General features: G+C 59.5%; 19 protein-coding genes. 17 read left to right on the top strand and 2 right to left on the bottom strand.

The features are described from left to right. Positions 1–69 precede the first annotated feature (69 nt). Entirely contained in the window at positions 70–2,676 is a 2,607-nt protein-coding gene (locus AC2TAD_RS10765; RefSeq protein ID WP_480867636.1) for an ATP-dependent helicase, read from the top strand. Positions 2,677–3,195: 519 nt separating this feature from the next. Here AC2TAD_RS10765 and AC2TAD_RS10760 read toward each other — a convergent pair. Beyond that, on the bottom strand, positions 3,196–3,420 hold the full coding sequence (locus AC2TAD_RS10760) for a DUF1127 domain-containing protein (RefSeq protein WP_170753086.1): 225 nt from the start codon (positions 3,418–3,420) through the stop codon (positions 3,196–3,198). A 904-nt stretch (positions 3,421–4,324) separates the two neighbouring features. Here AC2TAD_RS10760 and mraZ point away from each other — a divergent pair. From mraZ to AC2TAD_RS10715, 9 genes are all read left to right on the top strand, one after another. Further along, positions 4,325–4,828, top strand: coding sequence for a division/cell wall cluster transcriptional repressor MraZ (gene mraZ / locus AC2TAD_RS10755; RefSeq protein WP_170352544.1), 504 nt, complete (start codon positions 4,325–4,327; stop codon positions 4,826–4,828). Between the two features lie 4 nt (positions 4,829–4,832). After that, complete coding sequence (gene rsmH / locus AC2TAD_RS10750) at positions 4,833–5,825, top strand: 16S rRNA (cytosine(1402)-N(4))-methyltransferase RsmH (protein ID WP_480867634.1); 993 nt, start codon at positions 4,833–4,835, stop codon at positions 5,823–5,825. Further along, positions 5,822–6,190: a cell division protein FtsL gene (gene ftsL, locus AC2TAD_RS10745; protein WP_170352546.1), complete on the top strand. Its 369-nt coding sequence runs from the start codon at positions 5,822–5,824 to the stop codon at positions 6,188–6,190. The genes rsmH and ftsL overlap by 4 nt, the downstream gene beginning before the upstream one ends. Continuing rightward, on the top strand, positions 6,187–7,974 hold the full coding sequence (locus AC2TAD_RS10740; RefSeq protein ID WP_480867632.1) for a peptidoglycan D,D-transpeptidase FtsI family protein: 1,788 nt from the start codon (positions 6,187–6,189) through the stop codon (positions 7,972–7,974). The genes ftsL and AC2TAD_RS10740 overlap by 4 nt, the downstream gene beginning before the upstream one ends. Before the next feature lie 22 nt (positions 7,975–7,996). Next, positions 7,997–9,478 (top strand): UDP-N-acetylmuramoyl-L-alanyl-D-glutamate--2,6-diaminopimelate ligase, encoded by a 1,482-nt coding sequence (locus AC2TAD_RS10735; RefSeq protein ID WP_480867630.1) that lies wholly within the window; start codon positions 7,997–7,999, stop codon positions 9,476–9,478. Beyond that, positions 9,475–10,869 (top strand): UDP-N-acetylmuramoyl-tripeptide--D-alanyl-D-alanine ligase, encoded by a 1,395-nt coding sequence (locus tag AC2TAD_RS10730; protein ID WP_480867629.1) that lies wholly within the window; start codon positions 9,475–9,477, stop codon positions 10,867–10,869. The genes AC2TAD_RS10735 and AC2TAD_RS10730 overlap by 4 nt, the downstream gene beginning before the upstream one ends. A gap of 24 nt (positions 10,870–10,893) precedes the next feature. Next, positions 10,894–11,976 carry a phospho-N-acetylmuramoyl-pentapeptide-transferase gene (gene mraY / locus AC2TAD_RS10725; RefSeq protein ID WP_170352550.1) on the top strand — a complete coding sequence of 361 codons (1,083 nt, stop codon included), beginning with the start codon at positions 10,894–10,896 and terminating at the stop codon, positions 11,974–11,976. A gap of 150 nt (positions 11,977–12,126) precedes the next feature. After that, on the top strand, positions 12,127–13,527 hold the full coding sequence (murD, locus tag AC2TAD_RS10720) for a UDP-N-acetylmuramoyl-L-alanine--D-glutamate ligase (protein WP_480867626.1): 1,401 nt from the start codon (positions 12,127–12,129) through the stop codon (positions 13,525–13,527). Between the two features lie 105 nt (positions 13,528–13,632). Further along, on the top strand, positions 13,633–14,007 hold the full coding sequence (locus AC2TAD_RS10715) for a glycine zipper family protein (protein ID WP_170753070.1): 375 nt from the start codon (positions 13,633–13,635) through the stop codon (positions 14,005–14,007). On the opposite strand, the gene AC2TAD_RS10710 is transcribed toward AC2TAD_RS10715, so the two are convergent. Further along, positions 14,004–15,182: a BaiN/RdsA family NAD(P)/FAD-dependent oxidoreductase gene (locus AC2TAD_RS10710; RefSeq protein WP_480867975.1), complete on the bottom strand. Its 1,179-nt coding sequence runs from the start codon at positions 15,180–15,182 to the stop codon at positions 14,004–14,006. The genes AC2TAD_RS10715 and AC2TAD_RS10710 overlap by 4 nt on opposite strands. 150 nt (positions 15,183–15,332) lie before the next feature. Here AC2TAD_RS10710 and AC2TAD_RS10705 point away from each other — a divergent pair, with 150 nt between their 5' ends. The 7 genes from AC2TAD_RS10705 to murB all read left to right on the top strand — a co-directional run bounded on the left by AC2TAD_RS10705 (position 15,333) and on the right by murB (position 21,016). After that, positions 15,333–15,668: a cupin domain-containing protein gene (locus AC2TAD_RS10705; RefSeq protein ID WP_170352553.1), complete on the top strand. Its 336-nt coding sequence runs from the start codon at positions 15,333–15,335 to the stop codon at positions 15,666–15,668. Positions 15,669–15,805: 137 nt separating this feature from the next. Then, positions 15,806–16,969, top strand: a complete 1,164-nt coding sequence (gene ftsW, locus AC2TAD_RS10700; RefSeq protein WP_480867625.1) for a putative lipid II flippase FtsW — start codon at positions 15,806–15,808, stop codon at positions 16,967–16,969. Further along, positions 16,969–18,066, top strand: a complete 1,098-nt coding sequence (locus AC2TAD_RS10695; protein WP_480867624.1) for a UDP-N-acetylglucosamine--N-acetylmuramyl-(pentapeptide) pyrophosphoryl-undecaprenol N-acetylglucosamine transferase — start codon at positions 16,969–16,971, stop codon at positions 18,064–18,066. Before ftsW ends, AC2TAD_RS10695 begins: the two co-directional genes overlap by 1 nt. Then, positions 18,063–19,472 carry a UDP-N-acetylmuramate--L-alanine ligase gene (gene murC / locus AC2TAD_RS10690; RefSeq protein WP_353393839.1) on the top strand — a complete coding sequence of 470 codons (1,410 nt, stop codon included), beginning with the start codon at positions 18,063–18,065 and terminating at the stop codon, positions 19,470–19,472. Before AC2TAD_RS10695 ends, murC begins: the two co-directional genes overlap by 4 nt. A 72-nt stretch (positions 19,473–19,544) precedes the next feature. Beyond that, positions 19,545–19,793, top strand: a complete 249-nt coding sequence (locus AC2TAD_RS10685; RefSeq protein ID WP_170352557.1) for a DUF2484 family protein — start codon at positions 19,545–19,547, stop codon at positions 19,791–19,793. Continuing rightward, complete coding sequence (locus AC2TAD_RS10680) at positions 19,790–20,044, top strand: DUF2484 family protein (protein ID WP_170352558.1); 255 nt, start codon at positions 19,790–19,792, stop codon at positions 20,042–20,044. Before AC2TAD_RS10685 ends, AC2TAD_RS10680 begins: the two co-directional genes overlap by 4 nt. A 45-nt stretch (positions 20,045–20,089) precedes the next feature. Continuing rightward, the gene (gene murB / locus AC2TAD_RS10675; RefSeq protein ID WP_480867621.1) at positions 20,090–21,016 is read left to right on the top strand and encodes a UDP-N-acetylmuramate dehydrogenase; all 927 of its coding nucleotides are present in this window, start codon (positions 20,090–20,092) and stop codon (positions 21,014–21,016) included. The last annotated feature ends 53 nt before the right edge of the window (positions 21,017–21,069 follow it).

The raw sequence follows: 21,069 nt of genomic DNA, 5'->3' as shown, positions 1-21,069 counted from the left end.
GGCAAATCTTGGCGAACAAGGGGTGAACAAACCCTTTCCCTCGGGCCTTATTCGGCGTAGCTTGGCACGATGAGCAGTTTCGATGAAATGGACGCCTTTGAAGGCGCATCCCTGTCCCAGCGCGCCATGGTTGCGCGCCCCGCACCTTATCTTGATGAACTGAACCCGGCGCAGCGCGAAGCGGTTGAGCGTCTGGATGGGCCGGTTCTGATGTTGGCCGGGGCGGGGACCGGCAAAACCAAAGCACTCACGGCGCGGATTGCGCATCTTCTGACCAAGGGGCAGGCGCGGCCGAATGAGATTCTGGCCGTGACATTCACCAACAAAGCCGCGCGCGAGATGCGTGATCGCGTGGGTCGCCTGTTGGGCCAACCGGCCGAGGGGATGCCGTGGCTGGGCACATTTCATTCGATCTGCGTCAAGCTGCTGCGCCGCCATGCGGAACTGGTGGGTTTGAAATCGAACTTCACCATTCTGGACACGGATGAACAGCTGCGCCTGCTCAAGCAGTTGATCAAGCTGGCGAATATTGACGAGAAACGCTGGCCCCCGCGAATGTTGGCCGGGATCATCGACGACTGGAAGAACCGCGCGCTGACGCCCGACAAGGTGCCCGCTGCCGATGCGGGGGCGTATAACAGCAAGGGTATTGAGCTTTATGCCCAATACCAGACCCGCCTGCGCGAGCTGAACGCCGTCGATTTCGGCGATCTGTTGTTGCACATGGTCTCGATCTTTCAGCAGCACGAGGATGTGTTGCAGCAATATCAGCGCTGGTTCCGCTATATTTTGGTGGACGAGTATCAGGATACCAACGTTGCCCAATACCTGTGGCTGCGGCTGCTGGCCGGGGCGCATAAAAACATCTGTTGCGTGGGCGATGATGACCAGTCGATCTATGGCTGGCGCGGGGCCGAGGTTGGCAATATCCTGCGGTTCGAAAAGGATTTCCCCGGCGCGTTTGTGGTGCGGCTTGAGCAGAACTACCGATCGACTCCGCATATTCTGGCTGCCGCCTCGAATGTCATTAGGGGCAACGAAAACCGTCTGGGTAAGGAACTGTGGACGGCCGCAGAAAATGGCGAAAATGTTCGCTTGATCGGCCATTGGGATGGCGAGGAAGAAGCGCGCTGGATCGGCGAGCAAATCGACGACCTTGTTAACGGGAGTTCTCCTGTTGCTAAACGAAGACAAAACTCTCGATCAGATCAGATGATGAGGGAGGTTGAGCGTCTCGATGAACTGGGTGCATTGAAGGGGCTCAATAGAAGAGAGGATGTCCTCGATAGGTTGAAGCAGAATAAGAGCTTTTTGGCAGACGATCATCGGAAAAGTCTTATCTGGGAATTGACGATGAGGCAGCAAGAAGGTCGATCACTGGAAGCGGCTTTCCCGAGATTCTATCTGGATGAGATCGCCATCCTTGTCCGTGCCTCGCACCAGATGCGCGCGTTCGAGGATCGGTTTCTGACCATCGGTTTGCCTTATAAGGTGATCGGCGGCCCTCGGTTCTATGAGCGGATGGAGATCCGCGATGCCATGGCCTATTTCCGGCTGGTGGTCAGCCCCGGTGACGATCTGGCGTTCGAGCGGATTGTGAATACGCCCAAGCGCGGTTTGGGCGACAAGGCGCAACAGACGATCCAAATGACCGCGCGCGAAAATGGCGTGTCGCTGGTCGATGGGGCACGGATTGCGGTCGACAATGGGCTGATCAAGGGCAAAGGCGGCAAGGCTTTGCGAGAGCTGATCGAGGGGCTGGCGCGCTGGAATGCGATGACGCGCGGGCCGCGAATCGAGGTCGAGGATGATACGGTCATCGACGACGGCGCGCCGCTGCGGTTTGGTGAGCCTGAAGTGTCGCATATCGAACTGGCGCAGATCATTCTGGATGAATCCGGCTATACGGCCCACTGGCAGAATGAAAAGACGCCCGAGGCGCCGGGGCGGTTGGAAAACCTCAAGGAACTGGTCAACCAGTTGGATAATTTCGAGAACCTGCAGGGGTTCTTGGAACATGTCAGTCTGGTCATGGACAATGAGCAGGACGGCGACGGGGCCAAAGTCTCGATCATGACGCTGCACGCGGCCAAGGGGTTGGAGTTTCCTGCCGTGTTCCTGCCGGGGTGGGAGGATGGGTTGTTCCCCTCGCAACGCTCGATGGACGAATCCGGCCTGAAGGGTTTGGAGGAGGAGCGACGGCTGGCCTATGTCGGTATCACCCGCGCTGAAGAGGTCTGCACGATTTCCTTCGCGGCCAATCGGCGGGTGTTCGGGCAGTGGCAAAACGCGATGCCATCGCGATTCATCGACGAGTTACCCGAGAACCATGTAGAGGTGCTGACGCCTCCGGGCCTGTACGGCGGCGGGCAGGCTACGGCCAGCATCGAAACCCGCGCGGCCGAAGCAAATGTCTATAACTCGCCGGGCTGGAAACGGATGCAGGCGCGGCAGGGGCAGTATGGGATGTCTCAGCCCAAAGAAAGCCGCAATACGGTGATCGATGCGACGGCACTGGTGAGTTTCACGCTGGGTGAGCGGGTATTTCACCAGAAATTCGGCTATGGCGCGGTGATCGACATCGAAGGCGACAAGGTCGAGGTCGATTTCGACAAGGCCGGGGTGAAGAAGGTCGTATCGCGATTCCTGTCGGCTAAGGACGACGTACCGTTTTAATCAAATGGAATGTGCCTGACGGCACATGCTCGAATCTGCGAAGGCGCCCGGTTCTGACCGCGGCGCCTTTTTTGCGTTCAGAAAAAGAAAAACGGCGGTTTCCAGGGAGGAGGAGAGGAAACCGCCGTTCTTTGCAACATCGAGACAGGGAGGAGGAGAGTCCCGATGTATCCGAATCCGGGTTTGATCCCGGTATGTGTAAGTCGCGACGACACCAGGGAGGAGGAGAGGTGTCGTCGCGCTCTTTCAACATCAGGGCAGGGAGGAGGAGAGCCCCGATGTATCTGTTTCCGGGTCTGATCCCGGTATCTGTAAGACGCGGCGACGTCAGGGAGGAGGAGAGACGTCGCCGCGCGCTTTCAACACCGGGAAAGGGAGGAGGAGAACCCGGTGTGTCACGTTCCGGCATTCAGGGCCGGTATAATCTGCGGCGACACCAGGGAGGAGGAGAGGTGCCGCCGCTGAAATACAGGCCCTAAAGGGAGGAGGAAGGACCTGATCTCGGTTATGTCGGTGCGCTTAGCGTGCGCAGTATTCTTCTGCCGCCTGCATCGCGAGGCGACGGATCATCGACCGGTGTAGGCCAAGATCAGCCAGTTCGCGGTTCGACAGCTCGGACAGCTCGTTGACTGTCTGGCGATAGATGCGATAACGGGCGTACCGGGTTTTTGCGGCTTCAATCAGAGAAGCCAGGCCGGTTGCCGGTGCGCCTTTGAGCGCTGTCTGATGTGTTACTGCTGCCATTTGCTTAACCCGATATGTCTCTTTGCTGCCGGATCGTTCCGGCGTTTGCTTGAGACTGAAGATAGGCGAATGCTGCGATTGCACAATAGCTCACGTCGTCAATGCTGCTATGCGGCAAGTGCATAGATATCAAAGCGTTGTAAGATATCTGCCAAAAGTGCCTTAAAAATAAGGGTTTTCACGATTTACAGTTTTCGCCACAAGTGTCACCTTGATTGCTTGCGCATAAAGTTTGCCCCAACTTTCATCGCCATTTCCTGAAATTTGTGCGCTTTGAGAGCGCCCTCGCTCGTTGAAAAAGAGAAGAATCTTTTGGGGGAGGGGTAAATGGGAAACCATGGGTCTTTCTGCAGACGATGATAATCAGCTCGTTTTCAGACGCTGATTCGCGGTTTCTAGGGCGTGTTTGAATGGCGATCACCCAAGAATCCGCACATTTTGGAAAAAAGTTGGGAAATCGTGGGACATAGTGGGTTCAGCTTATATTTATCTATATATCGTAGCTAGGCGCGATATGGACACTTTTTCTGGTATGCTTTTCCTGTTTGCGTCTATTGAATTCCTCCTTATAGTGGGCCTTCCGTGATGACATGCCTGAATTTTTTATTTGATTTCCATGAATTCCCATGGCATCCCTTATACATCCGATGAGGACGAGGCACATGGGGCACCAAACGACCCCGAACCAATAAAATTCAGGTTTCATACAGGCATCTCGCTTTCATCAATCAAGAGATCCGGCGCGCGGGCGAGCAGACATCCCCCCCAGGTGGCGCGCGCAGCTGGACTTCCCGCTCAGCGGGCCAATGCGGCGGGTTGATCAGTGGCAGCAGATCAACCCGCCGTTTTTCATCCGGGGGAAACGTGAAGTTCAAGTGGGGCGCAAGCGAAAGGGACAGTCGTCTTGGCGCGCAGGTTCAGAGGTGAAAGCCACCACAAGGTGGATACGAAGGGCAGGGTGTCGATCCCGGCCTCATTTCGCCGTGTGCTTGAAACTTCGGACCCGAACTGGCAACCCGGTGATAACCCTGAGCTTGTGATAGTCTACGGCGATCATCGTCGAAAATACCTTGAATGCTACACAATGGAAGCGATCGACGAGGTCGACGCCAAGATTGATGCTTTGCCGCGCGGATCTATGCAGCGCCGGATGCTGCAACGCATGTTCCACGGTCAGTCCCATCCGACCAACGTTGATGAAACGGGTCGTCTGGTACTGCCCGCCAAGCTGCGCAACAAGATCGATCTGGAAGGCGAGGCTTTCTTTATAGCCGCCGGCGATACCTTCCAGATTTGGAAGCCCGAGACCTATGAGGCTGAAGAGCTGGCAAAGGCGGAAGAGTGGTTGGACGATCTGCCCGATGACTTCGACCCGATGGTCTATCTTGATGGCGTCGAGGGGGCGTAGCGGCATGGCCGACGCTCTGACCCCTTCGGACAAACCTCATATCCCTGTTTTGTTGCGCCCATTGCTGGCGGCTGTGGCGCCGGTCTCGGGCGTGTGGTTGGATGGTACGTTCGGCGCCGGTGGGTACACAAAAGGTTTGCTGGAGGCGGGGGCTGAGAAGGTTATCGGTGTGGACCGCGATCCGTTGGCCTTTGAAATGGTCGCGGATTGGGTTGGTGACTACGGCGACCGATTGGTGATGCAACCCGGTGTGTTCTCACGCATGGATGAGTATGCACAGGATTTGGACGGAGTTGTGTTGGACCTGGGCGTGTCTTCGATGCAGTTGGACCAGGCCGAGCGTGGGTTTTCCTTCATGAAGAACGGCCCGCTGGATATGCGGATGAGCCAGGAGGGCGAAAGCGCTGCAGATCTGGTCAATGCCGCGTCCGAGGCGCAGTTGGCTGATATCCTGTTTCACTTTGGAGAAGAGCGCGCCAGCCGCCGCATTGCCAAGGCCATCGTCAAGGCGCGTGCGGAGGAGGCGATCACGACGACCCTGCGTTTGGCCGAGATCATCGAATCCTGCCTGCCGCGCCCGAAGCCGGGTCAATCGCACCCGGCAACGCGAAGCTTTCAGGGCCTGCGAATTGCAGTAAATGCGGAATATGAGGAACTGTTTCAGGGTCTTATGGCCGCCGAGCGGGCTTTGAAGCCCGGAGGACAACTGGCAGTGGTGACGTTTCATTCCATCGAAGACCGTATGGTCAAACGGTTCTTTCAATCGCGCGCGGGAAAGACCGGGCGCGCCAATCGTTACGCGCCTGAAATCACGCAGGACTTGCCGCAATTCACGTTGAAAACGCGCAAGGCGGTGGGGCCAGACGAGCAGGAATTGCAGGAGAATCCGCGTGCGCGCTCGGCCAAGTTGCGTGTTGCTGTGCGGACTGAGGCTCCGGCGGGGGAAATTGAGGCCCGCGCCATTGGGATGCCGCAAATCGGGGGAAGGGCAAAATGAAGAGTGTATTATATGTGATGACTGCGCTTTCGGTATTTGGGTTGGCTTTGTGGGCCTATCAGGAAAACTACCGCACGCAGCAGGTTGTCAAAGAGACACAGAAGCTGCAGCGTGAGATCGGCATGGCGCAAGTTCGGCTGGCGGTTCTGAATGCAGAATGGGCCTATCTGAACCGCCCGGACCGGTTGCGTGAACTCGCCGACCTGAATTTCGAACGTTTGGGCCTGCTGCCTCTGCGAGCAGAACAGTTTGGGCGGGCTGACCAGGTCTCTTATGCCGAAGATCCCGATCTGCCGATCGTTGATCCGATCGAACTGCAGGCGATCACGAACATTCAGGCGTTTGGCGAGGTGCAAATCCCATGACCCGGACACCGCTACGCCCCTTAGCCCGTATCCTTGACGCCCGCGCCCGCGGCGAAAACCCCAAAGCCATCGAGCGCGAAAATATCCGCCAGCGTCACGAAGACATGAAAGACCGCGCCCGCGCCCGCGCCGAGGGGCGTCTTTTGGTTTTGGGCCTGTTCTTTTTCTGTGCGTTTTCGGTAGTTGGTTTTCGCATGGGTATGCTCGCCACCTCCGAGGCGCAAGAGCCGCTGGCCAGCACGCCCGGTGCCGCCATCGCCATGCAGCGCGCCAATATCGTCGACCGTGAAGGACGCATTCTGGCGACCAATCTGGATACATACTCGGTCTATGCGCAGCCGCCATTGATGATCGACCCCGAAGCCGCCGCTGATCAATTGGTGGCGATCTTCCCCGATCTTGAAAAAGAACGTCTGGTCAAGGATTTCACCGGCAATCGTAAATTTCTGTGGATCAAGAAACGCATCTCGCCCGAGCAGAAGCAGGCTGTCCATGACATCGGCGACCCCGGCATCCTTTTCGGCCCGCGTGAGATGCGGCTTTATCCCAACGGCAAACTGGCCGCGCATATTCTGGGCGGCTCGGGCTTTGGTCGCGAAGGCGTCAGCGCCGCCGAGGTAATCGGTGTCGCGGGCGTTGAAAAGCAATTCGACGATTATCTGCGTGATCCGGCCAACGGCAACAAACCTCTTCAACTGTCTTTGGACCTGACTGTTCAGGCGGCGGTCGAACAGGTTCTGTATGGCGGCATGAAAATCATGAACGCCAAGGGGGCCTCGGCCGTTCTTATGAACGCCCATACGGGTGAGGTCGTTTCGGCAGCCTCGTTGCCGTCTTTTGACCCCAATGACCGCCCCCGCCCGCCAACTTCGGGGTTTGATCCCTCGGACAGCCCATTGTTCAACCGCTACGTGCAGGGCGTGTACGAGCTGGGCTCGGTCTTCAAGATTTTCACGGCGGCGCAGGCGGTTCAGCTTGGGCTGGTGAATTCCGAGACGATCATCGACACGTCGGGCCCGATGCGGATCGGTCGCTTCCCGATTGGCGAGTTCAACGGCAAAAACTACGGCAAGATCAGCGTGGCGGATGTGATCGTCCACAGCTCGAACCGGGGAACGGGGCGGCTGGCGCTGCAGATCGGCGCAAAACGGCAGCAGAATTTTCTGCGTTCGCTGGGTATGTTCGATTCGACCCCGTTTGAAATTGTCGAGGCCAAGGGCGGCGAGCCTTTGAAGCCCAAGAAATGGGGCGAACTCAGCACGGTTACGATCTCTTATGGCCATGGTCTGTCGACAAGCCCGATGCATCTGGCGGCGGGCTATGCGACGATTGCCAATGGCGGGCACTATGTCAGCCCGACGATCCTGCGCAAAAATGGGCCTCAATACGGGCCGCGCGTGATGTCTGACAGTGCAGCGCAACAGGCGCAGCGGATGTTGCGCAAGGTTGTCACCGACGGCACCGCCAGCTTCGGCGATGTTGCAGGCTATGACGTGGCGGGTAAGACCGGCACGGCTGATAAGCCCAAACCACGTGGCGGCTATTATGATGACAAGGTGATTTCCACCTTCGCGACAATCTTCCCGGCCTATGATCCAAAATACGTGCTGATCGTCACGCTGGATGAGCCATCGATCGTCGCCTACGGCGAAAAGCGCCGCACGGCTGGCTGGACAGCCGTGCCCGTTGCTGCCGAGCTGATCGGGCGCATTGCCCCGTTGCTGGGGTTGCGACCTCGGCTTGAGCCTGAAGCGCGCGCTGCTATAACGCTCACCTCAAATTAGACCGTCCGACAGAGGGTAGGGCATGGGCACAAGACCAAAAACACTCAGCCAACTGGCCCTGACCGCACGCGGAGGCGCGAATCCCGAAATCACCGGTCTGGCCGTAGACAGTCGCGAGGTGCAGGAGGGCTTTCTGTTCGCTGCCTTGCCCGGCACGCGGGTTCATGGCGGCGCGTTCATCCAATACGCCCTGCGCATGGGCGCGGCGGCGATCATGACGGACGCCGAAGGGGCCGAGATTGCAGCCGATGAACTGGCCGCATCAGACGCGGCCTTGGTCGTCGTCGAAGACCCGCGTCAGGCGCTGGCCGGTTGTGCCGCACTATGGTTTGGCGCGCAGCCACAGACCATTGTGGCCGTGACCGGGACCAATGGAAAAACCTCGGTCGCCACATTCGTGCGCCAAATCTGGATGGAGCTGGGCCACGCCGCCGTTAACCTTGGCACCACCGGGGTCGAAGGCGCATGGACTGCCCCTCTGGCCCACACCACGCCCGAGCCGATCACGCTGCATCGCTGTTTGTCCGAAGCTGCCGCAAATGGCGTGACCCATGCGGCGATGGAAGCTTCCTCGCACGGGTTGGAACAGCGCCGTCTGGACGGGGTCCATCTGGCGGCTGCGGGATTTTCGAATTTCACGCAGGACCATCTGGACTATCACGAGACGTTCGAAGCGTATTTCGCCGCCAAGGCTGGTCTCTTCGACCGGGTTCTGCCCCAGGACGGCACAGTCGTGATCAATATGAGCGACCCCAAAGGAGCCGAGGTCCGCAAGATCGCCAAGGCTCGTGGACAGGAGGTTCTGACCGTTGGTCTGGGCGATGCCGATCTGTGCCTGATGAACCAGCGTTTTGACGCGACCGGTCAGGATTTGCGGTTCTCGTGGAAGGGCAAGGTGTTCCAAACCCGCCTGAACCTGATCGGAGGGTTCCAGGCCGAAAACATCCTTCTGGCCTGTGGTTTGGTGATCGCGGGCGGGGAAGAGCCTGAACGCGTGATTGAAACTCTGCCGCATCTGACAACCGTGCGCGGTCGAATGCAGCTGGCCGCCACGCGCCAAAACGGTGCGGCGGTGTTCGTCGACTATGCCCATACGCCGGATGCTGTGGCCACTGCCCTCAAGGCGTTGCGCCCGCATGTGATGGGCCGCCTGATTGCCATTGTTGGCGCAGGCGGCGACCGCGATGCAACCAAGCGGCCTTTGATGGGGCAAGCGGCAGCAAACCATGCCGACGTGGTTTTTGTCACCGACGACAACCCGCGTAGCGAAGACCCCGCCACCATCCGCGCCGCTGTTCTGCTTGGCGCGCCCGAGGCGACTGAAGTTGGCGACCGGGCCGAAGCGATCCTGCGCGGCGTCGATGCGCTGCAACCGGGCGATGCTCTGTTGATCGCGGGCAAGGGGCATGAGACCGGCCAGATCGTTGGCGATCAGGTTCTGCCCTTTGATGATGTGGAACAGGCCAGCATCAGCGTGGCCGCGCTGGACGGGAGGGTAGCATGACGCTCTGGACTGCGGCTGAGGCGGCCGAGGCTACCGACGGGCGTGTGACCGCCGACTGGGTGGTGAATGGCGTGTCGATTGACACGCGCACTTTGCAACCGGGCGATCTGTTTGTGGCGCTGAAAGCGGCGCGAGACGGGCATGATTTCGTGGCGCAGGCGTTGGAGAAGGGGGCAGGGGCCGCTTTGGTCTCGCGCATCCCCGAAGGCGTGGCCGAGGATGCGCCGTTGCTGATCGTCGACGATGTGCAAGCGGGGCTGGAGGCGTTGGGCCGAGCCGGTCGAGCCCGCACGGATGCGCGTGTGGTTGGTGTGACAGGAAGTGTCGGCAAGACTTCGACCAAGGAAATGCTGGCCAATATTTTGGAAACGCAAGGAAAAACCCACGCCAGCGTCGCCAGCTACAACAACCATTGGGGCGTGCCGCTGACCTTGGCGCGGATGCCACGCGACACCGAATTCGCCGTGATCGAGATTGGCATGAACCACCCGGGAGAGATCGCTCCGCTGGCTCAGCAAGCCCGCCCGCATGTGGCGCTGGTGACGACCGTGGCGGCCGTGCATCTTGAGGCGTTCGAATCGGTCACAGGTATCGCCCATGAAAAGGCTGCGATTTTCGAGGGGTTGGAGCCCGGAGGCACAGCCATCGTGAACGCCGACATTGACGACGCGAATGTGTTGCGCAGTTGTGCGCAGGCTCAAGGGGCGGGAATCGTCGAATTTGGGCGGAACGCTGCGGATTATGTTGTGACGGATGTGGCGCAGACCGCCGACTCGGTCCATGCCTCTGCGGCGCTGGACGGGGCGCCATTCGGTTTTGACGTAAGGTCGGCCGGTACGCATTTCGCCATGAACGGGCTGGGTGCTTTGGCGACATGCGTTGAGCTGGGCGTTGATCTGGAACAAGCCATTGCCGGGCTGCGCCGGTGGTTTCCGGTCGCGGGGCGCGGCGTGCGCGAGACGCTGCCGCTGGCGAGCGGTGGGCAGATTGAGCTTCTGGACGACAGCTATAACGCCAATCCAACCTCGATGGAGGCGGCCTTGGACGTTCTGGCCGCGGCGCAAGGTCCCCGTCGGATTGCATTCTTGGGCGATATGAAAGAGCTGGGCGCGCGGGAAAGCGCCATGCACGCGGCCATGGCCGATGTTGCGGCGATGGCGCATGTGGATCAGGTGCATTGCATCGGTCCGTTGATGCAGGCGCTGCATGATGCGTTGCCCGAGGGGAAACGCGGGATTTGGACGGAAACCAGCGCCGAAATGGCCTCGCATCTGCCGGATCTGATCCGCGCGGACGATATCGTGCTGGCCAAAGGATCTTTGAGTATGGCGCTGGCGCGGATTGTTGACGGTTTACGGAAAATGGGGCAAGGGGGCGCGCTTGAGCCATGATCGCCGCACGAGAAAGGTGTTAGAATGCTTTATTGGTTGACCAATCTGTCCGATGGCGGGGATTTCTTTAACCTCTTTCGCTATATCACCTTCCGCGCGGGCGGTGCCTTTATGACGGCGCTGATTTTCGGGTTCCTGTTTGGCAAACCGCTGATCAACGTGCTGCGCCGCAAGCAGGGCAAAGGTCAGCCGATCCGAGATGACGGCCCCGAGGGGCATTTTTCCAAGGCAGGTACACCGACAATGGGCGGGTTGCTGATCGTGGGGGCGTTGGTGACGTCAACGCTGGTCTGGGCACGGTGGGACAACCCCTATGTCTGGATGGTCTTGTTCGTGACGCTGGGCTATGCGGCGATTGGCTTTGCGGATGACTACGCAAAAGTGTCCAAACAGAACACTAAGGGCGTGTCGGGCAAGATGCGTTTGGCTTTGGGCGTGTTGATCGCAGTGCTCGCTTCGGTCTGGGCAACCCTGCACCACCCCGAGGCGTTGCAGAACCAACTGGCGGTGCCTGTGTTCAAGGATACGCTGGTCAATTTGGGTATTTTCTATATCCCGTTCGCGATTGTTGTAATTGTTGGCGCTGCGAACGCTGTGAATCTGACCGATGGGCTGGACGGTTTGGCGATCATGCCTGCGATGATTGCGGCCTCGACTTTAGGTGTGATTGCCTATGCGGTTGGGCGGGTTGACTTTACCGAGTATCTGGATGTGCATTACGTGCCGGGTACAGGCGAGATTTTCATCTTTACCTCGGCCTTGTTCGGCGCAGGGCTTGGGTTCCTGTGGTACAATGCACCCCCGGCTGCGGTGTTCATGGGCGATACTGGATCATTGGCTTTGGGCGGTGCTTTGGGAGCCATCGCGGTAGCGACCAAGCACGAGCTGGTGCTAGCCGTGGTCGGCGGCCTGTTCGTCGTTGAAGCCCTGAGTGTTATCATTCAAGTTCTGTATTTCAAACGCACCGGACGACGGGTGTTTCTGATGGCGCCAATCCACCATCACTATGAGAAAAAGGGCTGGGCTGAGCCCACCATCGTGATCCGGTTTTGGATCATTTCGCTGATCCTAGCGATGATCGGGCTCGCGACGCTTAAGGTCCGGTAACGCTCCCGCCAGGTTCGAAGGGCCTGCGGCCCGCCTGCCACCTGTTGGGCCCGGCTCGCGCTGACGCGCGAGCCTTTTGCGTCTCTTGCCAAGGCTTGTGTCTTCTGCGCAGGGTGGCCGCGACATGTACGACAGAACAAGGTGGGCAGGATGATCCCGGTCAAAGGGTTTTCGGGGCAGAAAGTAGCGGTGCTTGGGCTTGGTCGCTCGGGTCTGACCACGGCGCGTGCGCTTAGGGCAGGCAAGGCAGAAGCCGTCTGTTGGGATGACAATCCCGCTGCTCGCGAAAAAGCCGAGGCCGAGGGGTTTGCCTGTGCCGATTTGCGCCGCCAAGGGGCGTTCGATCAGATCGCTGCGCTGATCGTCTCGCCCGGTATCCCTCATCTCTACCCTGTACCAAATCCCGTCGTCGCGGCCGCACTTGGTGCCGGCGTGCCGATCGACAATGATATCGGGTTGTTTTTTCGATCGTTTGCGGGCCCGGAATGGGATAATTTCGACACGCCCCCACGTGTTATTGCGGTCACGGGCTCTAATGGCAAATCAACCACGGCGGCATTGATCCATCACATTCTGACCGAGGCAGGCCGAGAGGCCCAGTTGGCCGGAAACATTGGGCGTGGGGTTCTCGATATTGAACCCGGTCGGGATGCTTCAGTCGTCGTGCTGGAGCTGTCGAGCTATCAAACCGAACTGGCGCGAGCGTTAACGCCGGATATCGCGGTGTTTACCAATCTGTCTCCGGATCATCTGGATCGGCACGGGGGTATGGGTGGCTACTTTGCCGCCAAACGTCGCCTGTTTGCCGAAGGTGGCCCGGACCGGGCAGTGATTGGCGTCGACGAAAATGAAGGCGCGTTTTTGGCCGGGCAATTGGCCGAAGGCCCAACGGATGACCGGGTGATCCGGATCTCGGTTGCCCGAAAACTGACGGGGCCCGGGTGGCAGGTTTTTGCCCGCAAAGGGTTCTTGTCCGAATACCGCAAAGGTCGACAGGCAGGCGCGATTGACTTGCGTAACATTAAAGGGCTGCCGGGCGCGCATAACCATCAAAACGCCTGTGCTGCTTACGCGGCATGTCGCGCGCTTGGGCTGGCCCCGCGCGTGATTGAGGATGCGTTGCACAGCTATCCCGGTCTGCCGCACCGCAGTCAGATCATCGCCGAAGCGAATGGCGTGACCTTTGTGAATGATTCGAAGGCCACCAATGTAGACAGCGCGCTCAAGGCGCTAAGTGCGTTTAAGAACGTCCGGTGGATCTGCGGCGGTCTTGAGAAGGAAGGCGGTTTGTCTGCCTTGAACACAGCCTGCGATCAAGTCGTCAAAGCCTACGTCATTGGGCGGGAGGCCGCCGGTTTCGCCATGCAGCTCGAGGTGGAGGCGCAGGTCTGTACCACAATGGCCGAGGCCGTCGCGCAGGCTGTGGCGGATGCGGCGCCGGGGGACACAGTATTGCTAGCCCCAGCTGCGGCCAGTTTCGATCAATATGACAATTTCGAGCAACGCGGAGAGGATTTCGCAGCACAGGTTCGATTGAACCTTTCACTTTAGAAATTTGCAATAGATTGCCGGTTGGGCCAAGCTGCGGTGCTATGTGCTTGACGCCCATTACTAATTGGTCTTGCTTGCCTGTAAATTCAACACGAGGTTATCATTATGACTTACCGTAAGTTTTCTCTGGTCCTGCCTGCGCTTTTGGTGGCCGGAGCCTGTACAAACACTGGTGCGAATTATCAGCCCGTCATCGATGGGCCGGTCGGCCCGAATTACAACGTCGACCTACAGCAATGCCAACAGCTGGCAGCTTCGCAGGCTTCGGTTGATGGGACTACGGCCGGTAACGCGGCAATCGGGGCTGCGGGTGCCGCGGCAGTTACCGGGATCGTTCAGGACAGCAGCGACAATCTGGGGCGCGCCGCAGTCGCAGGTGCGCTGGTAGGTGCCGGTGCCGACGTGATAAACAAGAACCAGAACAAGGAAGTTCTCGTGCGCAACTGTATGCGCGGCCGTGGCTATAACGTCGTAGGCTAACCTGCAGCTATGGCGGTTCCGGCGGCGTGACCCGAAGACCACGCCCACTGGAAATTGTAACCGCCCAGCCAGCCGGTAACATCCACCGCTTCGCCAATCGCATAGAGGCCGGGGACATCCCTGGCCTCCATCGTTTTGGACGACAATTCATCCGTATTGATCCCGCCCAAAGTAACCTCGGCGGTGCGATACCCTTCGGTGCCAGAGGGGGTGAGGGACCAGTTGGACAGCGCCGTCACCAGATCGTTCAGGGCGGCGTCGGACTGGTCGGCCAGATTACCGCGCATTGGTATTTGGTGTTTCAGATAGTCGACCAGCCGTGCGGGCAGGTGCCGTGCCAGTTCGGTGGTCAGGGCCTTGCGCCCTCCGGTCTGGCGCTGATCGCGCAGCAGGTCAAACAGAGGTAGGTCGGGGATCAGGTTCGCACGGATCGCCTCACCTTCATGCCAGTATGACGACAGTTGCAGCACCGATGGCCCGCTAAGTCCGCGATGGGTGAACAATAGCGCTTCGTCAAAGTTGGTGCGATCGTTTGACAGGCGGGCGGGCAGGGACACACCCGAAAGCTCCTTGAACCGGCCATCCGAAAAGGTGAAGGGCACCAGCGCCGCCCGCGTGTCTGTAACGCGCAGGTCGAATTGATGGGCGATGTCATAGGCTAACCCCGTTGCGCCCATCTTGGGGATCGACTTGCCGCCTGTCGCTAGCACCAGATTTCGGCAAATCAGGTTTCGGCGCTGGCCTTCGCGCTCGACCTCGATCGCAAAGCCGTATTCGGTTTTGCGCAGATCACGTACCGAGGTTTGCAGCCAGAGTTCAGCCCCGGCGCGGGTCATCTCGTCCAACAGCATCTGGACAATCTGCTTCGAAGACCCGTCGCAGAACAATTGCCCCAGAGTTTTCTCATGCCACGCGATTCCGTGATGCCCGACCAGATCGATAAAATCCCATTGCGTGTATCGCGCCAGTGCGGATTTGCAGAAATGTGGGTTTTGCGACAGGAAATTTCCGGGGCCCGCATACATATTGGTGAAATTGCAGCGCCCTCCGCCTGAGATGCGGATTTTCTCTCCGGCTGCTTTGGCATGGTCGATCACCAGAACGCGCCCGCCGCAGTGGGAGGCACACATCATACCGGCTGCACCGGCACCAAGGATGATCGTGTCAAAGGTCATGGACGAGGGGATGGCGCGGATCGCGTCGGAACGCAAGAGCATGCCGTCGTCTCGCTCAAGGTGTGCTGGTAAGTGGGCAATCCCGATTGCCAGCCGCTGAAAGCACTGTCATCCTGTGGCGACAGTTCACCCGAGGAGAAGGAACAATTCATGCATTACCCAGACTTCATAACGGTCTTTCCGAAACTGGACGTTCCTTTCCCTGAAGATGTGGTGCAGACGGCTGTCATTCGCTCGGAAGCAGGTCTGGTAGCGTTCTTCACTTTTCTGAAGGATATGGAGCTTCCGCTTCATTCGCATGGTGCGCAATGGGGCACGGTCGTTGAAGGTGAGATTGCACTGACGATCGGAGACCAGACGAAAACTTACCGTCCGGGCGACAGCTACTCGATCCCGGCGGGCGTCGAACACGGAGGCCAGATCAAGGCCGGTACACGCGTGATTGATGTCTTTGAGGAACCGGACCGGTACCCAATTAAAGCGTGACGCGTTATTTCAACTCTGGGGCTGATCGAATTCCGCTTATGCCCCTCATTTCCCTAGCCCCAAAGCCAAAATCGCTGTAGAGTCTCAATCAGACCCCGAAAACGGGGCGTGAACGAGGCAGATAGTGGCGGTATCTCATGACTGAGATGGTGTATGGCGCGGTCCGGGACACGCGCGGCGAACCGATTCTACCAAAGTGGTGGCGCACGATTGATCGCTGGGCCATGTCCTGCGTGCTGATCCTGTTTGTCATCGGCTTGCTACTGGGGCTGGCTTCATCGCCGCCTTTGGCCGGGCGCAACGGGTTTGATCCCTTCCACTATGTCGAGCGACAGGCGCTGTTTGGCGGGCTGGCGCTGGTGGCAATGCTGCTGACCTCAATGATGTCGCCCACATTGGTGCGGCGTTTGGCGGTGCTGGGCTTTCTGGGCGCGTTTGTGGCGCTGGCCTTTCTGCCGGTCTTCGGCACCGATTTCGGCAAGGGTGCGGTGCGGTGGTACTCCTTGGGATTTGCCTCGCTGCAACCCTCAGAGTTTCTAAAACCCGGCTTTATCGTTGTCGCTGCGTGGCTGCTGGCGGCCTCGCAAGAGATCAACGGCCCTCCGGGGCGATTGTGGTCCTTTGCGCTGTGCATGGCGATTGTGGCGATGCTGGTGCTGCAACCTGATTTTGGGCAGGCCTGTCTGATCCTGTTTGGCTGGGGCGTGATGTATTTCGTGGCCGGTGCGCCGATGCTTTTGCTGGTCGGCATGGCCGGGGCCGTCGTGCTGGGCGGGATGTTCGCCTATTCCAATTCCGAACACTTTGCTCGTCGCATTGACGGATTCCTCAACCAAGAGGTCGATCCGACCACGCAGCTGGGCTATGCCACTAACGCCATCCGTGAAGGCGGGCTGTTCGGCGTCGGAGTAGGTGAGGGGCAGGTGAAGTGGTCTTTGCCCGATGCTCATACCGATTTCATCATCGCCGTCGCGGCCGAGGAATACGGGCTGATTCTGGTGCTGATCATAATCGCGCTCTACTCGCTGATCGTGGTGCGTTCGCTGTTGCGGCTGATGAAGGAACGGGACATGTTCATCCGTCTGGCCGGAACCGGTCTTGCCTGTATGTTCGGCGTTCAGGCGATGATCAACATGGGCGTCGCGGTGCGCCTGCTGCCCGCCAAGGGTATGACGCTGCCTTTCGTCAGCTATGGCGGCTCGTCGCTTATAGCGGGCGGTATCGCAGTTGGCATGTTGCTGGCGTTCACCCGCACCCGACCACAGGGCGAGCTGGGTGATATTCTGCGCGGACGGGGTTGATGAGCAAACCGTACCTATTGATTGCGGCGGGCGGCACCGGGGGCCACATGTTCCCGGCGCAGGCGCTGGCCGAGGCGATGCTGCAAAAAGGCTGGCGCGTACGCCTGTCCACCGATGCGCGCGGTGCGCGCTATACCGGTGGCTTTCCCCCTTCGACCGAGATTGTCGAGGCGACATCGGCCACTTTCGCGCGTGGCGGGCTGGCGGCCAAGGCGATGGTCGGCCCCAAGATCGCGGGTGGCGTGACAAGTATGGCAATGCAGATGATGCGCGACCGGCCCAATGTGGTGGTTGGGTTCGGAGGCTACCCTTCGATCCCGGCGCTGGGTGCGGCGACGCTGTTGAACATTCCACGGATGATCCATGAACAGAACGGTGTGCTGGGCCGCGTGAACCAACTGTTTGCCAAGCGCGTAGCGCAGGTGGCTTGTGGCGTCTGGCCCACGGATTTGCCCGACGGCGCAAAGGGTGTCCATACTGGCAACCCGGTGCGCGGTGCGGTGTTGGAACGTGCCGCGGCAGGCTATATCCCGCCCGGAGACTACCCAATGTCGGTTCTGGTGATGGGTGGTAGTCAGGGTGCACGCATCCTCAGTGATGTGGTGCCCGGTGCGCTTGCGGCCTTGCCCGATGGTCTGCGCGACCATATCCGCGTGGCCCATCAGGCCCGCGATGAAGATGGTGAACGTGTCACCGCCTTTTACGCCGACCATGGCATCCGGGCCGAAGTTCTGCCCTTTTTCGATGATGTCCCCCGGCGCATGTCCGATGCGCAGCTGGTGATCAGCCGCTCGGGCGCGTCTAGTGTGGCCGATATCTCGGTCATCGGGAGGCCCTCGATCCTTGTCCCCTTTGCCGCCGCTGCGGGCGACCATCAAACCGCCAATGCGCGCGGGCTGGTGCAGGCGGGTGGCGCGATCATGATCCCCGAAAACCTGCTTGACGTTGCCGCGCTGACCGAGCAAATCACCGCCGTTCTGACAAACCCCGAGGCCGCACAAAAGATGGCCCGTGCCGCCCTATCGACCGGAGCCCCGGACGCGACCGAGCGTCTAGTTCACCTTGTCGAAGAGCTGGCGCAGAAGGAGACCCCATGAATCCAGCCACCAAACTGCCGCAAGACGTAGGGCCGATCCATTTCGTTGGTATCGGCGGGATCGGGATGTCGGGGATTGCCGAGGTGCTGCTGAACCTGGGCTACCGGGTGCAGGGCTCGGACCTCAAAGCGTCCAAGATCACGGACCGTCTGGCCGGGCTGGGGGCCGAGATTTTCGTAGGCCAACGCGCCGAAAACCTTGAAAACGCAGCCGTTGTTGTTGTGTCTACCGCGATCAAGCCGGGCAACCCCGAGCTGGACGGCGCCCGCGCGCAAGGCCTGCCGGTGGTGCGCCGCGCCGATATGCTGGCCGAGCTGATGCGCCTGAAATCAAACATCGCCATTGCCGGAACTCATGGCAAGACCACCACGACCACCATGATGGCCGAGCTTATGGTGGCGGGCGATTTCGACCCCACCGTGATCAATGGCGGCATCATCCATGCCTACGGGTCCAACGCGCGGATGGGGCAGGGTGAATGGATGGTGGTCGAGGCCGACGAATCCGACGGTTCGTTCAACCGCCTGCCTGCGACGATTGCCATCGTCACCAATATCGACCCAGAGCATATGGAGCATTGGGGTGATTTCGACCGGCTGCGGGATGGGTTTTATGAGTTCGTCTCGAACCTGCCCTTCTACGGTCTGGCTGTGTGCTGCACCGACCATGCCGAGGTGCAGACGCTGGTGGGCCGCATCAGCGACCGCCGGGTGCGCACCTACGGGTTCAACGCGCAGGCCGATGTGCGGGCCGTGAACTTGACTTATAAGGGCGGCGTCGCGCATTTCGATATCCACCTGCAATACGAAGACACGGTGATCGAGGGCTGCACCCTGCCTATGCCCGGCGACCACAACGTCTCGAACGCTTTGTCCGCCGTGGCTGTGGCCCGCCATCTGGGCATGAAAACCGCTGAAATCCGCGAGGCTCTGGCCAATTTCGGTGGCGTAAACCGCCGCTTTACCAAGGTCGGAGAGGTTGATGGCGTTACCATCATCGACGACTACGGCCACCACCCGGTTGAGATTGCCGCCGTGCTGAAAGCCGCACGCCAAGCCAGTGATGGGCGTGTGATCGCCGTTCACCAGCCGCACCGTTATTCGCGCCTGTCGAATCTGTTTGACGATTTTTGCACCTGTTTCAACGATGCCGACGTGGTCGCAATCGCTGATATTTTTGCTGCGGGTGAAGACCCGATCGAAGGTGCATCGCGTGATGATCTGGTGCAGGGCCTGATTCGCCACGGTCACCGTCACGCCCGCGCGCTGCTGGATGAAAACGATCTGGAGCGTCTGGTCCGCGAACAAGCCCGTCCTGGTGACATGGTTGTTTGCCTCGGCGCCGGGACAATCAGCGCCTGGGCCAACGGTTTGCCCGACCGGTTGCAACGTAAACAAGCTGTGTGACGCAGGGAACCAACTTGACGCTCGACTGATTTGAGCGTTTGCAGCCGCGAAACAACGTCCTCGGAGGGGCGCATGGTAAATTCAGTGGTGTTTGCGGGGCTGTGGGTCATTGCCTCGACCATCGTGGCGATGTTGCCGATGCGTCTGCAGTTTCCGCCAGGCGTGGTGCTGTTTGTCAGTGCACCCGCGCTGATCGTCTGGTTGGGTCATGACTTCGGCTGGTTCATTTCGGTGCTGGCCTTTGCCGCTTTTGCATCGATGTTCCGCAACCCGATCCGCCACTACTGGCGCCGTTGGACCGGGCAGGAGGTTCAGGAATGAATTGGTCAATCGCTCTGGCTGCGTTGTGGGGGATCGCCGCAAATGTGCTGGCGATGATCCCAAGTAAGGACAACCACTGGACCCGCGCCTATGTCCTGATCGCGGTGGGGATTCCGATATTGGGCTATGTCACCCTGCAGAACGGCCCGTGGATCGGACTGTTGGTGCTGGCGATGGGTATGTCCGTGCTGCGCTGGCCAGTGATTTATCTGGGGCGGTGGGTGCGTCGGATGCTTGGTTCGGCTCAGTGACAGTTACGGCTTGCGCGGAGGAAATAAATCCGCGAAGGAACCGGAATGACATCTCTTCCTGAACCCCGTGGCAAACTGACCCAGAACCGAGCGTTGAACGACCTGACATGGCTTCGTGTCGGCGGTCCGGCGGATTATTTGTTCCAACCTACGGATATTGACGATCTGAAAGCGTTTCTGCACGACCTGCCCGAAGATTTCGACGTGTTCCCCATGGGTGTCGGATCAAACCTGATTGTTCGTGATGGTGGCTTGCGCGCCGTGGTGATCCGGCTGGGGCGCGGGTTCAACGGGATCGAGGTCGCAGGCAACACCGTCACGGCGGGCGCGGCGGCGCTGGATGCGCATGTGGCGCGCAAAGCGGCAGATGCAGGAGTAGATCTTACGTTTTTGCGAACCATTCCGGGCTCGGTTGGTGGGGCGGTGCGGATGAACGCAGGTTGCTATGGCAGCTACACGGCGGATGTGTTGCGCAAGGCCACGATAGTGACGCGCCAGGGGGAGGTCGTGGACCTGACACCGCAGGACCTGAACTTCCGCTATCGTCAATCGGATTTGCCCGATGGGGCGGTGCTGATTTCGGCCACGTTCGAGGGGCCCGCGGGTGATCCACAAGCGCTGCATGACCGGATGGCGGCGCAGTTGCAAAAACGCGATGAGACCCAACCCACAAAAGACCACAGCGCAGGTTCGACCTTCCGCAACCCGGCAGGGTTTTCCTCGACGGGCAGGGCGGATGACGTGCATGATCTGAAGGCGTGGAAAGTGATCGACGATGCCGGGATGCGCGGGGCCACCAAGGGTGGTGCGCAGATGAGCGAGAAGCACTCGAATTTCCTGATCAACACTGGCGGTGCCACTGCCGCTGACCTCGAAGGTCTGGGCGAAGAGGTGCGAAAAAAGGTTTACGAAACAAGCGGCATCACGCTAGAGTGGGAAATCATGCGGGTCGGTGACCCGTTGAAGGAATAAAGCCCCAACCGTCAGACCAAAACAGGCAAATTCAGGCGGCGGATCAAAGGCAT

The organism is Ruegeria sp. HKCCD7628, assembly GCF_057221005.1.
Note: the sequence above shows the minus strand (reverse complement) of the source record. Positions and strands in the feature narration are given on the sequence as shown.

What these genes read in the sequence shown, in the direction of transcription:
- AC2TAD_RS10765 (WP_480867636.1), top strand. Translation starts at nt 70, where the DNA reads ATGAGCAGTTTCGATGAAATGGACGCCTTTGAAGGCGCATCCCTGTCC.
- AC2TAD_RS10760 (WP_170753086.1), bottom strand. Translation starts at nt 3,420, where the DNA reads ATGGCAGCAGTAACACATCAGACAGCGCTCAAAGGCGCACCGGCAACC.
- rsmH (WP_480867634.1), top strand. Translation starts at nt 4,833, where the DNA reads ATGGCCGACGCTCTGACCCCTTCGGACAAACCTCATATCCCTGTTTTG.
- ftsL (WP_170352546.1), top strand. Translation starts at nt 5,822, where the DNA reads ATGAAGAGTGTATTATATGTGATGACTGCGCTTTCGGTATTTGGGTTG.
- AC2TAD_RS10740 (WP_480867632.1), top strand. Translation starts at nt 6,187, where the DNA reads ATGACCCGGACACCGCTACGCCCCTTAGCCCGTATCCTTGACGCCCGC.
- AC2TAD_RS10735 (WP_480867630.1), top strand. Translation starts at nt 7,997, where the DNA reads ATGGGCACAAGACCAAAAACACTCAGCCAACTGGCCCTGACCGCACGC.
- AC2TAD_RS10730 (WP_480867629.1), top strand. Translation starts at nt 9,475, where the DNA reads ATGACGCTCTGGACTGCGGCTGAGGCGGCCGAGGCTACCGACGGGCGT.
- mraY (WP_170352550.1), top strand. Translation starts at nt 10,894, where the DNA reads ATGCTTTATTGGTTGACCAATCTGTCCGATGGCGGGGATTTCTTTAAC.
- murD (WP_480867626.1), top strand. Translation starts at nt 12,127, where the DNA reads ATGATCCCGGTCAAAGGGTTTTCGGGGCAGAAAGTAGCGGTGCTTGGG.
- AC2TAD_RS10715 (WP_170753070.1), top strand. Translation starts at nt 13,633, where the DNA reads ATGACTTACCGTAAGTTTTCTCTGGTCCTGCCTGCGCTTTTGGTGGCC.
- AC2TAD_RS10710 (WP_480867975.1), bottom strand. Translation starts at nt 15,182, where the DNA reads ATGACCTTTGACACGATCATCCTTGGTGCCGGTGCAGCCGGTATGATG.
- AC2TAD_RS10705 (WP_170352553.1), top strand. Translation starts at nt 15,333, where the DNA reads ATGCATTACCCAGACTTCATAACGGTCTTTCCGAAACTGGACGTTCCT.
- ftsW (WP_480867625.1), top strand. Translation starts at nt 15,806, where the DNA reads ATGACTGAGATGGTGTATGGCGCGGTCCGGGACACGCGCGGCGAACCG.
- AC2TAD_RS10695 (WP_480867624.1), top strand. Translation starts at nt 16,969, where the DNA reads ATGAGCAAACCGTACCTATTGATTGCGGCGGGCGGCACCGGGGGCCAC.
- murC (WP_353393839.1), top strand. Translation starts at nt 18,063, where the DNA reads ATGAATCCAGCCACCAAACTGCCGCAAGACGTAGGGCCGATCCATTTC.
- AC2TAD_RS10685 (WP_170352557.1), top strand. Translation starts at nt 19,545, where the DNA reads ATGGTAAATTCAGTGGTGTTTGCGGGGCTGTGGGTCATTGCCTCGACC.
- AC2TAD_RS10680 (WP_170352558.1), top strand. Translation starts at nt 19,790, where the DNA reads ATGAATTGGTCAATCGCTCTGGCTGCGTTGTGGGGGATCGCCGCAAAT.
- murB (WP_480867621.1), top strand. Translation starts at nt 20,090, where the DNA reads ATGACATCTCTTCCTGAACCCCGTGGCAAACTGACCCAGAACCGAGCG.